We start from the raw sequence: 14,647 nt of genomic DNA on the forward strand, positions 1-14,647 counted from the left end.
ATGAGTGCGTCTGACCAATTCGGCAAAGGCAACCACCAGTTGTTGCCTGGCGCCAGCGATATCGACGCGTTGATCCGCGCCGAACATCGTGACCCGTTCTCCATGCTCGGCCCCCATAGCGATGGCCAGGATGGCCAGGTGATCCGCGCCTACCTGCCCAATGCCCTGGGTGTGCGCGTGCTGTCTCGCGATGGCGAGCGTGACCTGGGCGAGCTGAGCATGACCGACAAACCCGGCTTCTTTGCCGGGCATTTCCCGGTTCGCGAACCCTATCTGCTGAAGATCCAGTGGGCCACCGGTGAACAAATCACCGAAGACCCCTACAGCTTCGGCCAGCAATTGGGCGAGATGGATCTATACCTGTTCGCCGAAGGCAATCACCGCGATTTGAGTGCTGCCCTGGGTGCACAGGTGAAGACTGTGGACGGCGTCGACGGCGTGCGCTTCTCGGTATGGGCACCCAATGCCCGCCGGGTTTCGGTGGTCGGCGACTTCAACAGTTGGGACGGCCGCCGCCACCCGATGCGCGTGCGTTATCCGTCCGGGGTGTGGGAGATCTTCATCCCGCGGCTGGCACCGGGCGAGGCGTACAAGTACGAAATTCTCGGTCAGCACGGCATCCTGCCGCTGAAGGCTGACCCGATGGCGCTCGCCACGCAGCTGCCGCCGGATACCGCGTCCAAAGTCGCCAAGCCGTTGACCTTCCAGTGGCAGGACAACGAATGGATGCAGTCGCGCGGTGAAAAGCACGACATCCATAAGCCGCTGTCGATCTACGAGCTGCATGCCGGCTCCTGGCAGTGGCATCACGGCGGCGAGGATGAGCCGGATCGCCCGTATAGCTGGCATGAGCTGGCCGACAAGCTGATTCCGTACATCAAGGACCTGGGCTTCACGCACATCGAGCTGATGCCGATCATGGAGCACCCCTTCGGTGGCTCATGGGGCTATCAACTGCTGTCGCAATTCGCCCCGAGTGCCCGCTACGGCACCCCGGAAGACTTCGCGGCCTTCGTTGATTCCTGTCACCGCGCCGATATCGGCGTGATCCTCGACTGGGTGCCGGCGCATTTCCCGACGGATACCCATGGTCTGGCGCAATTCGACGGCACTGCGCTGTACGAGTACGGCAACCCGCAGGAAGGTTTTCACCAGGACTGGGACACGCTGATCTATAACCTGGGCCGTACGGAGGTCCACGGTTTCATGATCGCTTCCGGTCTGCACTGGCTGAAGAACTTCCACGTCGATGGCCTGCGCGTGGATGCCGTGGCCTCGATGCTGTATCGCGACTATTCGCGTAAAGCCGGGGAGTGGGTGCCCAACCGCTACGGCGGACGGGAGAACCTTGAAGCCATCGACTTTTTGCGCCACCTCAATGACGTGGTCGCCCTGGAGGTGCCGGGTGCACTGGTGATCGCCGAGGAATCGACCTCTTGGCCGGGCGTCACGCAGCCCACCCAGCAGGGCGGCCTCGGCTTCTCGTACAAATGGAACATGGGCTGGATGCATGACACGCTGCATTACGTGGAGCAGGACCCGATCCATCGTCAGCATCACCATAACGAGCTCAGTTTCGGGCTGGTGTATGCGTGGTCCGAGCGTTTCATCCTGCCGATTTCCCACGATGAAGTGGTACACGGCAAGCATTCGCTGATCGACAAGATGCCGGGTGATCGCTGGCAGAAATTCGCCAACCTGAGGGCGTATCTGACCTTCATGTGGACGCATCCGGGCAAGAAGTTGCTGTTCATGGGGTGCGAATTCGGCCAGTGGCGCGAGTGGAATCACGACACCGAACTGGACTGGCATTTCCTGCAGTACGCCGAACACAAGGGCGTACACACGTTGGTAAGTGATCTGAACCGGCTATACCGCGGAGAAAAAGCGTTGCACGAACAGGATTGCCAACCGCAGGGTTTCCAGTGGGTAATTGGCGACGATGCCGGCAACAGCGTTTATGCCTATCTGCGCTGGAGCAAGGAGGGCGAGCCGCTGCTGGTGGTCGCTAACCTCACACCAGTGCCGCGTCAGCACTATCGTGTCGGCGTACCGTTCGGCGGCAAATGGGCCGAGGTGCTCAACTCTGACGCTGAAGTGTATGCCGGGTCCAATTTCGGCAATGGCGGCGGTGTCGTGGCCGAAGACATCAAGACCCACGGGCAGGCGGTATCGCTGTCGCTGAACCTTCCGCCTTTGGGAGTGGTGATTCTCAAGCCGTCAGGAGATCGGTAATCCCACGTCGCTTATAGGTCGATTGAAAGACATCGGCCTGTAGCAGACGTCGAGATTAGGACGGTATGGGCCGCATGCGGTGGTTGGGTCAATTACGGCGTCCGCGCGTGACCCAACGCATTCGTCCGCAAGCTGGCCCGTACAGTCGAGCTGGGTCTGTCGCTGATCAACCGCATACCCGCCCGCCTCATCATCCTTTCTGATCACCCGCCCTTCACCAGACGAACGTCATCTTCCTGTAGTGAACCTGACACCATTTGAGCTGTCTGTTGACCACTGCGCGCATGGTGCTCCGGGTCACGAGGCCCCGGTGTGTTCAGGCTTCCGTTCTGTTGCTGGCCCGCGCGCCGTTGCCTATTCCATGCAGTTGCAGCGCTTTACTCGTCGCTGCCGACAAGGCTTGCTCATTGCATGCGGCCCGTCCATCCGGCCTTTCTTTTTATTTTGTCGAAGATTCCTCATGTCTCTATCTCGCCCAGTTTCAATTTCCACCTCCCATTCCTCCCAGCTGCCGGGCGCTCGACGCCGTTTGCTCAGTGCCGGCCTGCTGGGAACGCTGTTGGCCGTTGGCGCCTCGGGTCAGGCCCAGGCCGAAAGCAAGGACCGTTGGGTCAGCGACACCTTGAGTACCTATGTACGCAGCGGTCCGACCGATGGGTATCGCATCGTCGGCACACTCAAATCCGGGCAGAAAGTCGAGCTGCTCAACACCCAGGGTGATTACAGCCAGGTGCGTGGCAGCGCCGGTGATAGCGTGTGGATTCCGTCCAACGACCTGCAGCAAGTCCCCGGTCAGACCGAACGCCTTCCGCAACTGACGCAACAGGTCGCCGACCTCAGCGGGCAACTGAAGACGATTGACGACGACTGGAAAACCAAGGTCCAGGGCATGCAGGAAACCCTCGACTCCCGCAAGAAACTGGTGGACGAGTTGGAAGCTCGCACCAAGGACCTCAACGCCCAGTTGACCGACGCGCAATCGGAATTGCGTTCGACCCAGGCCAAGCTGGGTGACGAGAACAATCAGGTGCTGATGCGTTACATGGTTTACGGCGGCAGCATTGCCGGTGCTGGCTTGCTGGTGGGCCTGATCCTCCCGGCGCTGACTCGCGGTCGCAAGCGCAATGATCGGTGGTTCTGATAGCGCTGCTACACAAACCCGTCGCGTCGCATCTGGTTACGGCACGTTCGAGAATCGCCAGGTTTGCTCATCGCAGCGGAGACTTACGCAACCGCTCTGTGGCGGCACGGCGTGCCGCCGACCGCGATCTCAAGATCGCCGCCGTTGGCAAGCCGCGCTGCTAACGATAGATGTCCGATAACCACGCGCTATCAAAGATTGAAGATTTGTCATTGGGATTTATCGAAGGTCTGGTCTAGTTTCGGCTGGCATTCAGATCCATACCTTCGATAGGCATAACAATGACAATAAAATCTGATTCGGCTGCTGCTGCGGCTATCGAAAGCGCCGTGCGCAAATGTCGCTGGAAACTGCTGCCGTTTCTGGCCTTGATGTTTGCGCTGGCCATGATCGACCGCTCCAACGTCGGTTTCGCCAAGGCTGCATTGCAGGCCGATGTGGGGTTAAGCAACGCGGCGTTCGCCCTGGGCGCTGGCATCTTCTTCATCGGCTACGCCATCTTCGAAGTCCCGAGCAACCTGATGCTGCATCGGGTCGGCGCGCGGGTGTGGCTGAGTCGGATCATGATCACCTGGGGCCTGGTCTCGGCCGCGATGATGTTCACCCACAGCGAAACCAGCTTTTACGTGCTGCGGTTTTTGCTGGGCGTTGCCGAAGCGGGCTTCTCGCCGGGCGTCATTCTCTACCTCACGTACTGGTTTCCGGCGCGGCGTCGTGGTCAGGCCATCGGTATCTATTACTTCGTGCTGCCTTTCGCATTGATGCTGGGCAGCCCGCTGTCTGGGTGGTTGCTGGACATGCACGGCGTCTTCGAGCTGACCAACTGGCAGTGGATGTTCCTGGTCGAAGGTCTGGCCGCGGTAATCGTCGGCATCGTCGCGCTGTTCTACCTTAAGAGCAAACCCCAGGACGCCAGCTGGCTCAGCGCTGAGGAGAAGGTCGCGCTGAGCGCCGAATTGCTGGCAGAGGATCAGCAGAAACTCGATCACGGCCCCCGTAACCTGCTGGGCATGGTGCGCAATCTGCGGGTCATGAAATTCGTCCTGATCTATTTCAGCGTGCAGGTCAGCGTGTATGGCGTGATCTTCTACCTGCCAACGCGTATCGCGGAACTGCTCGGCACCACGGTCGGCTTGAAGGTCGGCATGCTGACCTCGATTCCGTGGCTGTGTGCGGCGGTGGTGAAGTTCTTCGTGACCCGCTATGCCGACCGCCGCGCCCGGCACCTGCCCATGGCAATGTGCATGTTGGGGATGGCTGCAGCGGGCATCGCCGCATCGACGTTGCTCGCCAGTCTGCCGCTGGTGTTGTTGTCGTTCTGCTTTGCCGCCGCTGGCTTCGTGACCGTCCAGCCATTGTTCTGGACCCTGCCGACCGGTTATCTGGGCGGCGTTGCGGCTGCAGGCGGAATCGCCCTGATCGGTTCGCTGGGCAACATCGGTGGTTTTGTCGCGCCGATGCTCAAGGCCAACATGGAAGTCTGGGTGGCAGACCCGCGCGCCGGCATGCTCTCACTGTCGGCGGCCGGGGTGGTCGGCGTGGTTCTGCTATGGACCTTGCGCATCGGTAAACCGACGCGGCCGCTACACGCTCAGACGGCGCCGGCCAACCTGGCGGCGCGCTGATAGCGAAACCACACCAGCGCTGCCCACAGTCCTGAGGCAGCGCCAATTCCCATGGCCCAGCGCGGGCCGAACAGGTCGGCGACCCAGCCCACGATTGGCGCGCCGACCGGGGTTCCACCCAGGGTCGTGGCCAACAGAATCGCCATGACCCGGCCCCGCATCAGTGGGTCAGTGGACAACTGCACCATGCTGTTGGCCGAGGTGGTGAAGGTCTGCGCGCAAATGCCCAGCACGAACAGCAGCAGGCCAAACAGCCAGAAGTTGGTCATCAGCGCCGCCAGCAGAAAACACCCGCCGAACAACGCACAGGCGCGAAACAGCAGCATGGGCGTCGGTCGCGCACGTCGAGCCGAGAGTAGGGCGCCGGTCACTGAGCCGATGGCCATCAGCGAAGTGAGCAGGCCGTAGTGGGTGGAGTCCGCGTTGAACACGGTCACCGCCATGGTCGAGATGTAGATCGGGAAGTTCAGGCCGAAGGTGCCCATCAGGAACAGCATCAACATGATCGCCTTGAGATCGGGCCGCCCCCAGACGTAGCGAAACCCTTCGGCCAGTTGCCCGCGAACCCGGGCTGGACGCTCGCGCACATGCAGCTCAGCGGTGCGCAGGCTGCACAGCGAAACGATCATCAAGGTGAAGGTCAGGACGTTGAGCAGGAACACCCAGCCGTTGCCCACCAGCGGAATCAACAACCCGGATACCGCCGGGCCGATCATCCTTGCCGCGTTGAACGACAACGAGTTCAGGGCCACGGCGTTGCTCAGATGGGCTTCATCTACCAGATCGGAAACGAACGTCTGGCGCGCCGGGCCGTCGATCGCCGCGACGCAACCCGACACCAGCGCGAAGAAGTACACATGCCACAACTGCACGTGCCCGGTGACCGTCAACAGTCCCAGGCCCAGCGCCGACGCGGCGAACGCCAGTTGCGTACCAATCAACAGTTTGCGCCGATCGAAATGGTCCGCCGCGAACCCACTGACCGGCAGCAGCAACAGCATGGGCCCGAACTGCAAGGCCAGGACGATGCCCAGTGCCGTCGCGTTCTGTTCGGTGAGCTGGGTAAGCACCAGCCAGTCCTGGGCGGTGCGCTGCATCCAGGTGCCGATGTTGGAAACGATCCCGCCGATGGACCAGATGCGGAAGTTGTACACGGCCAGCGAACGAAAGGTTCTGGCCATCAGAGCAGGGGTGCTGCACAGAGGGGGATTTTCACCAGGCAGGCCTTGTGGGTCTGTCGATGACGTCCAATACCCGCGCGCCGTGGCAGTCATCGACGATATTTTTGTGTTGGCGCGCAGGCCCAAGGTTACGCGTATACCCGCATTGGGTGAAAGGTTTGTGAAGTGCCGATGGTACGGACGTGCCAGTAAAACCGGGCGGTTCGATGAAATAACCTGTGATTGGCTCTAGGTAAGTTGTGCGGTAGGCGCTATTTTGGTGCGGCAGTTCGGTACCGTCGTGGGCCGCGCTGTGGCTATGCCGCGTGCTCCAACAAATGTGCATCTGCAGTTGCAAGGACGCCGGGCGATCCGCGAGAGGGTGCTCCCCATCGAGGTTCAGCCCGCCAAAGCTGTTCCACATTCAAAAGAAGAAGAGAGTCGACACATGAAGTACGAACCCTTGGCCAAATCGCTGATTGCGACGGCGCTCACCCTCGTTTTTTCCTCCTCCCACGCAGCCTCCGTCGCGCCCGTTGCCGCTGAAAACGGCATGGTAATCACCGCGCAGCATCTGGCCACCCACGTCGGCGTGGACGTTCTGAAATCCGGCGGCAACGCGGTGGACGCCGCCGTTGCCGTAGGCTATGCGCTGGCAGTGGTTTACCCGGCAGCGGGAAACCTGGGCGGTGGTGGTTTCATGACTATTCAGCTGGCCGACGGGCGCAAGACCTTCCTCGACTTCCGCGAAAAAGCCCCCCAGGCCGCTACCGCCAACATGTACCTGGACAAGGCCGGCAACGTGGTTCCGGACCTGAGTTCCAAGGGCCATCTGGCCGTTGGCGTACCCGGTACCGTTTCAGGCATGGAACTGGCGCTGAGCAAATACGGCACCCGCAAACGCGCAGAAGTCATTGCTCCGGCGATCAAGCTGGCCGAGAACGGTTTCGCGCTGGAGCAGGGCGATGTCGATCTGCTGCACACCGCCACTGACGAGTTCAAGGCCGATCCGAAGGACCTGGGCAGGATCTTCCTGAACAAGGGTCAGCCGCTGCAGGTGGGTGACACGCTGGTGCAGAAGGACCTGGCAAAAACCCTCAAGGAGATCTCCGCCAAGGGCACCGATGGGTTCTATAAGGGGTGGGTCGCCAAGGCCATCGTTGATTCGAGTCAGGCCGGCAAGGGCATCATCGTCCAGGCCGATCTGGACAAGTACAAGACCCGCGAACTGGCGCCGGTCGAGTGTGACTACCGCGGCTACCACGTGGTCTCGGCCCCGCCTCCAAGCTCAGGCGGCGTGGTGATCTGCGAGATCATGAACATCCTCGAAGGTTACCCGATGAAGGAACTGGGCTATCACTCGGCCCAAGGCCTGCACTACCAGATCGAGGCAATGCGTCACGCGTACGTGGACCGCAACAGCTATCTGGGCGACCCGGATTTCGTGAAGAATCCGATCGAGCATCTGCTCGATCGTGACTACGCCGCGAAACTGCGCGCTGCCATCGAGCCGCAGAAAGCGGGCGTCTCGCAAGAGATCAAACCGGGAGTTGCACCACACGAAGGCAACAACACCACGCACTATTCGATCGTCGACAAGTGGGGCAACGCAGTTTCCGTCACCTACACCCTCAACGACTGGTTCGGTGCCGGCGTGATGGCGAGAAAGACCGGCGTGATCCTCAACGATGAAATGGACGACTTCACCTCCAAGGTCGGCGTACCGAACATGTACGGCCTGATCCAGGGCGAAGCCAACGCCATTGCACCGGGTAAGACGCCGCTGTCTTCGATGAGCCCGACCATCGTCACCAAGGATGGCAAGGCCGTCATGGTGGTGGGCACGCCGGGCGGTAGCCGGATCATCACTGCAACGCTGCTGACCATGCTCAACGTCATCGACTACGGCATGAACATTCAGGAAGCGGTCGACGCCCCGCGCTTCCATCAGCAGTGGATGCCGGAAACCACCAACCTGGAAAACTTCGCAGTGAGTCCTGACACCCGCAAGATCCTCGAAAGCTGGGGGCATAAGTTCGCCGAACCGCAGGATGCCAACCACCTGGCTGCCATTCTGGTCGGCGCGCCTTCCTTGGGTGGCAAGCCGGTCGGCAATAACCGGTTCTACGGCGCCAACGACCCGCGTCGCAATACCGGGCTTTCGCTGGGTTATTGAGTCGTGACTAGCGGGGCAGCTTCGTTTGCCTCGCTAACGCTGTAGCAGACTGCGCTCCATGCGGGCCAGCGCCTCTTCGAGCATCGGCCGCGGACAGCCGAAATTCAGACGTACGAAATGGCCGCAGTCATCGCCGAATTCCAGGCCATCGCTGAGCGCGACCTTGGCTTGGGTGAGGAAGAACTGCTGCGGATGCTCGATGTCCAGCGCCGTGCAATCCAGCCAGGCCAGGTATGTGCTCTGCGGCAGGTGCATGCGGATGCCGGGTAAGCGAGTCTTGATGGCATGGGCCAGGTAGTCACGGTTGTCTTGCAGATAGGCATTCACCTGCGCCAGCCACGGCGCACCCAGGCGATAGGCCGCCTGGGTCGCTTCAAGCCCCAGCGCATTGACGCTGTCGACCAGCCCCAGGCGCCCGGCATTGAAACGCTCGCGCAGTTCAGGGTTCTGCACCACCGCGAAAGCAGTTTTCAGGCCCGCGATGTTCCACGCCTTGCTGGCGGACATCAGGGTCACGCAGCGTGCGGCGATCTCGCGGCTGAGGGATGCGATCGGTATGTGACGACGCCCATCGAACAGGATGTCGGCATGGATTTCATCGGAAACGATCAGCACATCATGCTGCACACAGGCGTCGCCAATGGCGCGCAGCTCTTCACGCTCGAAGACCTTGCCCAGCGGGTTGTGCGGGTTGCTCAGCAGCAGGGAGCGCACGCTCAACAGCGCGCTTTGCAGCGCGGCGATATCGGTGGGGTACTCGCCATTGGCATCGGCGTGAAACGGCAGGTCGACCCGCGGCAGCTTCCAGTTCGCCGGGGCGTTCAGCAGAGGTGAGTAGTTCGGCGTCTGTACCAGCACGCCACTTCCGCTGGGCGCCAGGGTGTTCAATGCCATGTTCACACCGGGCTCGACGCCGGGCAAAAACACCAGGTCTTCGGGGAGAATATGCCAGTCGTAGTGGTGGGCCAGATGCGTCACCAGCGTCTGGCGCAACGTGTCTTGAGCGACGGAGTAGCCGAGCAATGGATGCTCCAGCCGGTTTTTCAGCGCCTGCATGATCGGCTCGGCCACCGGGAAATCCATGTCTGCCACCCACATCGGCAACACATCTTCCGGATACTGGCTCCACTTCTTGCTGCCGGTGTTCAGGCGCTGATAAACGCTGTTCAGGTCCATGCGGATGACTGTCTCGAAAAAAACGATGGGCGATTGTGCCAGAGACATGGGGCGAGATCACGGCGTTCTGAGAGGTTACATCTCGTGCTTATGCTCTATAAGTGCGTCCACTGTAATCGCCCTCAGAGGTGGAGAAGCTTTCATGAGCATATAGGCTGTTTTGACCGGGGATCTCATGCATTCCCAAGTTGTGTCAGATACCCATGCTTTCCTGGGTGGGCTTGAGCAAGTGTTGAATGCATTGAAAAAACGTTACGGACTCAGCACGGAAATCTTTCGCGGCCGATGTAACCTCTGGAGGTTACTTGCAGATGTTCACCAGAACGTTGTCGGCTGACGGGTGAGCCGTCCGGCGATGACCGCGATAGCTTTCTCCACCTCCGCCACCTGTGTATAGCGACCCAGACTCAGGCGCAGGCTGCTGCCGGCCTGGGCTTGGGTCAGCCCGAGGGCGAGCAATACGTGGGAGGCGCCACTACTGGCCGAGTTGCAGGCCGAGGTGGACGAGACCGCCAGTTCGCCGGCCAGGCTCATGGCGCTGAAGCCTGGCTTGTCGACGCAAATGTTAAGCGTATGCGCAACCCGCTGTCGCGCATCGCCGTTGAGGCTGACACCCGGCAGCTGCAGCAGGGCGTCACGCAATTGCGCGGACAGGGTGCCAATACGCTGCACTTCTTCTTCCATCTCCGCCGCGGCCAGCGCATAGGCCGCGCCCATGCCGACAATCTGATGGGTCGCCAGGGTGCCCGAGCGAAAACCCTGCTCATGACCGCCGCCGTGCATCTGCGCTTCGAGCAACGGCCGCGCGCGTTCGCCTACGTACAGCGCGCCGATGCCTTTAGGACCGTAGACTTTGTGCGCCGAGAAGGACATCAAGTCCACTGGCAGTGATTTGAGATCAATGGTCACTTTGCCGGCCCCCTGAGCGGCATCGACGTGGAACAGAGCGCCTCGTTCGTGGACCGCTTCGCCGATGGCGGCGATGTCCGTGAGGGTGCCCAGTTCGTTATTGACCAGCATCAGTGACACCAGCAGCGTGTCGTCGCGCAGCGCCTGCCGAACCGCCTCAGGCTGAATCAGGCCTTGGCTGTCGGGCTCCAGCCAGGTCACCGGGAAGCCTGCTTGCTCCAATTGACGCACGGTATCGATCACCGCCTTGTGCTCGATGCGACTGGTGATCAGGTGGCGACGCGTGCCTTTGGCGCTCTGGGCGATCCCTTTGATGGCCAGGTTGTTGGATTCGGTGGCGCCGGAGGTCCAGATCAGCGATTGCGCCGCGCAGCCGACCAGTTCAGCCACCTGGCGCCGCGCCAGCTCTACCGCCTGACGCGCGAGGCTTCCGTAAGCGTGGGAGTTGGAGGCCGGGTTGCCGAAGGTGCCTTCGCGGCCAAGGCAGGTGACCATTGCCTGGATGACACGATCATCGACAGGGGTGGTCGCTGCGTAGTCGAAGTAACAAGGAAGTGTGCTCATGGGGAGAGAAATCCGCGCTGTCCGTAATGCAGAAAATACTACTAGCGCCGAGCTGAAAAAAAATTGATTACTGAACGCTATTTCACTAGGGCATTAGATTATTTTTCTACACGGGCCTGAGATTGAGGAATAGGTTTTCGAAGACTGGCAAATATGGCTTATCTTTATCGCTATCGGTCATAACCCTTTCATTCCTCATTATTCAAGCCGGCAGGCCCAGATGGACAAATTCGATCAGGCAATCCTCCAAATCCTGCAAGCGGACTGCACCCGACCCCTCGCGGAAATCGCCGACAGCATTGGTTTGGGCAGCACCGCCTGTTGGCGCCGAGTACAGAAGCTGGAAGAGCAGGGCATGATCCGCGGTCGTGTGGCGCTGCTCGATCCGGGGCAGTTGAACGTTGCGGTGACGGTATTCGCGGCCATTCGTACCAACCAGCACAACGCCGGATGGCTGGGACGTTTCCACGACCTGATTGCGACCTTGCCCGAGGTGGTGGAGTGCTATCGCATGGCGGGTGATACGGATTACATGTTACGTATCGTCGTACCGGATATCGCGGGGTACGACGCGGTATACAAGAAGCTGATTCAGTTGTCGGGCATTACCGACATCAGTTCGAGCTTTGCCATGGAACAGATCAAATCCACGACGCAATTGCCGTTGGGGTATAGCGCGTAAGACAACAGCGTGTTACAGGAGCCCATCTGGTCTAAGGCTCTAACCTTATTCCCAATCGGTATTTCCCGACCGCAGCTCAAGCTATTTAAGATCACGTCATAACTCGTTATGACAAGTGATGCCAATGACCGAAACAGCCAGGACTCTGTCGCCTCTTTCCAGTGTGCCGCTGCATAGCCAACTGCGCGATTTGCTGCGCGGGCGAATCCTCGACGGTGAATATGCACCGGACAGCCAAATGCCATCGGAAAGCGAGTTGGGCGCGACGTTCAAGGTCAGTCGCATCACCGTGCGCCAGGCGTTGGGCGATCTGCAGAAGGAGGGGCTGATCTTCAAGATCCACGGCAAGGGCACATTCGTCTCCAAGCCCAAGGCATTCCAGAACGTCAGCACCCTGCAAGGTCTGGCGGAGTCGATGACCGGGCGTGGTTACGAGGTAATCAACCGCTTGCGCAGCTTTCGTTTCGTGCCCGCCGACAAGTTGGTGGCCGAGCGTCTGAACGTCGCCGAAGGTGAGATCGTTACGCAAATTCGCCGCGTGCGCCTGATCAACCGAGAGCCGATCTCCCTGGAAGTGACCTGGCTGCCCAAACATCTGGGCGAACGCCTGGAAAGCGCCGACCTGGTGACCCGCGACATCTTTCTGATCCTGGAAAACGACTGCGGCCTTTCGCTGGGGCATGCCGACCTCGCCATCGACGCCGTGCTGGCGGACAGCGACCTGACCCAGGCGCTGGATGTCGAGACCGGCTCGCCGATCATGCGCATCGAGCGTCTGACCCATACCGCCGACGGCCAGCCGGTGGACTTCGAACACCTCTATTACCGAGGCGATGCGTTCCAGTACCGCCTACGGATCGACCGTCACCGGGAGGCTCAGTGATGACACGGCAAGTGCTCGAGCAGGAATACGACATCGTGGTGATTGGCGGCGGCACCGCCGGTCCCATGGCCGCGATCAAGGCCAAGGAGCGCAATCGCGACCTGCGGGTGTTGTTGATCGACAAGGCCAACGTCAAGCGCAGCGGGGCGATCAGCATGGGCATGGACGGTCTGAATAACGCCGTTATTCCGGGCCACGCGACGCCTGAGCAGTACACCAAGGAAATCACCATCGCCAACGACGGCATCGTCAATCAGGCAGCCGTTTATGCCTACGCGACCCACAGCTTTGAAACCATCGAGCAGCTGGATCGCTGGGGCGTGAAGTTCGAGAAAGACGAAACCGGCGATTACGCGGTCAAGAAGGTCCATCACATGGGCGCTTATGTGCTGCCGATGCCGGAAGGGCACGACATCAAGAAAGTTCTTTATCGCCAGTTGAAGCGGGCGAGGGTGACCATTACCAATCGCGTGGTGTGTACCCGCTTGTTGACCGATGCAGAAGGCGCGGTGAACGGGGTCATGGGTTTCGATTGTCGCACCGCCGACTTTCATGTGATCAAGGCCAAGGCCGTGATTCTGTGCTGTGGCGCGGCCGGGCGCCTGGGGCTGCCATCGTCGGGCTATCTGATGGGCACTTATGAAAACCCCACCAACGCCGGTGACGGCTACGCCATGGCCTATCACGCCGGAGCGGAACTGGCGAACCTGGAGTGCTTCCAGATCAATCCGCTGATCAAGGACTACAACGGCCCGGCCTGCGCCTATGTCACGGGCCCTCTGGGTGGCTATACCGCCAACAACAAGGGCGAACGCTTCATCGAGTGCGACTACTGGAGCGGCCAGATGATGTGGGAGTTCCATCAGGAACTGGAGAGCGGCAACGGCCCGGTGTTCCTCAAACTCGATCACCTGGCCGAAGAAACCATCCAGAACATCGAGCAAATCCTGCACAGCAACGAGCGTCCCAGTCGCGGCCAGTTCCACGCCAATCGCGGCACCGATTACCGCAGCCAGATGGTGGAAATGCACATCTCGGAAATCGGCTTCTGCAGCGGGCATTCGGCGTCGGGCGTGTGGGTCAACGAGCGCGCGCAGACGTCGGTCAAGGGCCTGTATTCGGCTGGCGACATGGCGGCGGTGCCGCATAACTACATGCTGGGTGCCTTCACCTACGGCTGGTTCGCCGGCAATAACGCGGCGGACTATGTCGCCCAGCGAGGCTTCACTGAAGTGGATGCCGGGCAGATCGAGCGCGAGCAGGCGCGGGTCTATGCGCCACTCGATCGCGAACACGGTCTGCCGCCTGCGCAGGTTGAGTACAAACTGCGGCGCCTGGTCAACGACTACCTGCAGCCGCCGAAAGTAACCAGGAAGATGCAGATCGGCCTGCAGCGCTTTGCCGATATCGAACGCGACCTCGATCAACTCAAGGCCAGCAACGCCCACGAATTGATGCGCGCGATGGAAGTCAGCGTGATTCGCGATTGCGCGGAAATGGCCGCGCGGGCCTCGCTGTACCGCACCGAAAGCCGCTGGGGACTGTACCACCATCGCGTCGATCATCCGCTGCGCAACGACCGCGACTGGTTCTGCCACACCCATCTGAAAAAAGCCGAAGACGGCAGCATGGCCAGCTTCAAGAAGCCGGTGGAGCCCTACATCGTGGCGCTCGATGCCGAGGAAATGCTTGCCTACGACCGCCTGCGCGTCGGCGCCGACGCGGCCTGAGATCCGTCTTCAGCCACCTTTATACAGAGAGCGCGACACGCGCCAGGGACACCGTGAAATGGCCTATCAGCCCCAGGAAATCTTCTTCCGTTCCAACGCCCCGGTCACCGTGGACGAGGACAAGTGCATCGCCGACAAGGGCTGCACGGTGTGCGTCGACGTCTGCCCGATGGACCTGCTGGCCATCAATCCCGCGACGCAGAAGGCCTACATGGCGTTCGACGAATGCTGGTATTGCATGCCCTGCGAGAAGGATTGCCCGACCGGCGCCGTCAAGGTCGAGATCCCGTACCTGTTGCGTTGAACGCTGCGTCATCGCGAGTCGCGCCTGCCGCCGATGGTAGACGCGCCCGCAAAGCCATCCGG

The 14,647-nt window shown here is 60.7% G+C and carries 11 protein-coding genes; 8 read left to right on the top strand and 3 right to left on the bottom strand.

Annotated features, from left to right (window positions below; genetic code table 11):
- The 3 genes from glgB to CE491_RS23300 all read left to right on the top strand — a co-directional run bounded on the left by glgB (position 1) and on the right by CE491_RS23300 (position 5,001).
- Positions 1-2,235: a 1,4-alpha-glucan branching protein GlgB gene (glgB, locus tag CE491_RS23290; protein WP_407681365.1), complete on the top strand. Its 2,235-nt coding sequence runs from the start codon at positions 1-3 to the stop codon at positions 2,233-2,235.
- A gap of 460 nt (positions 2,236-2,695) precedes the next feature.
- Entirely contained in the window at positions 2,696-3,376 is a 681-nt protein-coding gene (locus tag CE491_RS23295) for a TIGR04211 family SH3 domain-containing protein (protein ID WP_110950692.1), read from the top strand.
- A 281-nt stretch (positions 3,377-3,657) separates the two neighbouring features.
- Positions 3,658-5,001 carry an MFS transporter gene (locus CE491_RS23300; RefSeq protein ID WP_110950693.1) on the top strand — a complete coding sequence of 448 codons (1,344 nt, stop codon included), beginning with the start codon at positions 3,658-3,660 and terminating at the stop codon, positions 4,999-5,001.
- Here CE491_RS23300 and CE491_RS23305 read toward each other — a convergent pair.
- A complete protein-coding gene (locus tag CE491_RS23305) occupies positions 4,968-6,182 on the bottom strand; it encodes an MFS transporter (RefSeq protein ID WP_110950694.1) in 1,215 nt (404 codons plus the stop codon). The two genes, CE491_RS23300 and CE491_RS23305, sit on opposite strands and share 34 nt — an antisense overlap.
- A 427-nt stretch (positions 6,183-6,609) precedes the next feature.
- Here CE491_RS23305 and ggt point away from each other — a divergent pair, with 427 nt between their 5' ends.
- Entirely contained in the window at positions 6,610-8,337 is a 1,728-nt protein-coding gene (gene ggt, locus CE491_RS23310) for a gamma-glutamyltransferase (protein ID WP_110950695.1), read from the top strand.
- A gap of 33 nt (positions 8,338-8,370) precedes the next feature.
- Here ggt and CE491_RS23315 read toward each other — a convergent pair whose 3' ends face one another.
- Together CE491_RS23315 and CE491_RS23320 are read right to left on the bottom strand one after the other, a co-directional pair.
- Positions 8,371-9,519 carry a MalY/PatB family protein gene (locus tag CE491_RS23315; protein WP_110950872.1) on the bottom strand — a complete coding sequence of 383 codons (1,149 nt, stop codon included), beginning with the start codon at positions 9,517-9,519 and terminating at the stop codon, positions 8,371-8,373.
- Positions 9,520-9,828: 309 nt separating this feature from the next.
- The gene (locus CE491_RS23320; RefSeq protein ID WP_110950696.1) at positions 9,829-10,986 is read right to left on the bottom strand and encodes an aminotransferase class V-fold PLP-dependent enzyme; all 1,158 of its coding nucleotides are present in this window, start codon (positions 10,984-10,986) and stop codon (positions 9,829-9,831) included.
- A 220-nt stretch (positions 10,987-11,206) separates the two neighbouring features.
- On the opposite strand from CE491_RS23320, the gene CE491_RS23325 reads away from it, so the two are divergent.
- From CE491_RS23325 to CE491_RS23340, 4 genes are all read left to right on the top strand, one after another.
- Positions 11,207-11,668, top strand: coding sequence for an Lrp/AsnC family transcriptional regulator (locus CE491_RS23325; protein WP_110950697.1), 462 nt, complete (start codon positions 11,207-11,209; stop codon positions 11,666-11,668).
- A 124-nt stretch (positions 11,669-11,792) separates the two neighbouring features.
- Positions 11,793-12,551, top strand: a complete 759-nt coding sequence (locus CE491_RS23330) for a GntR family transcriptional regulator (protein WP_110950698.1) — start codon at positions 11,793-11,795, stop codon at positions 12,549-12,551.
- Positions 12,551-14,281 (top strand): fumarate reductase/succinate dehydrogenase flavoprotein subunit, encoded by a 1,731-nt coding sequence (locus tag CE491_RS23335; RefSeq protein WP_110950699.1) that lies wholly within the window; start codon positions 12,551-12,553, stop codon positions 14,279-14,281. The genes CE491_RS23330 and CE491_RS23335 overlap by 1 nt, the downstream gene beginning before the upstream one ends.
- Positions 14,282-14,339: 58 nt before the next feature.
- On the top strand, positions 14,340-14,585 hold the full coding sequence (locus CE491_RS23340; RefSeq protein ID WP_110950700.1) for a 4Fe-4S dicluster domain-containing protein: 246 nt from the start codon (positions 14,340-14,342) through the stop codon (positions 14,583-14,585).
- Positions 14,586-14,647: the final 62 nt, after the last annotated feature.

Source organism: Pseudomonas bohemica (assembly GCF_002934685.1).
GTDB classification, from domain to species: Bacteria; Pseudomonadota; Gammaproteobacteria; order Pseudomonadales; family Pseudomonadaceae; genus Aquipseudomonas; species Aquipseudomonas bohemica.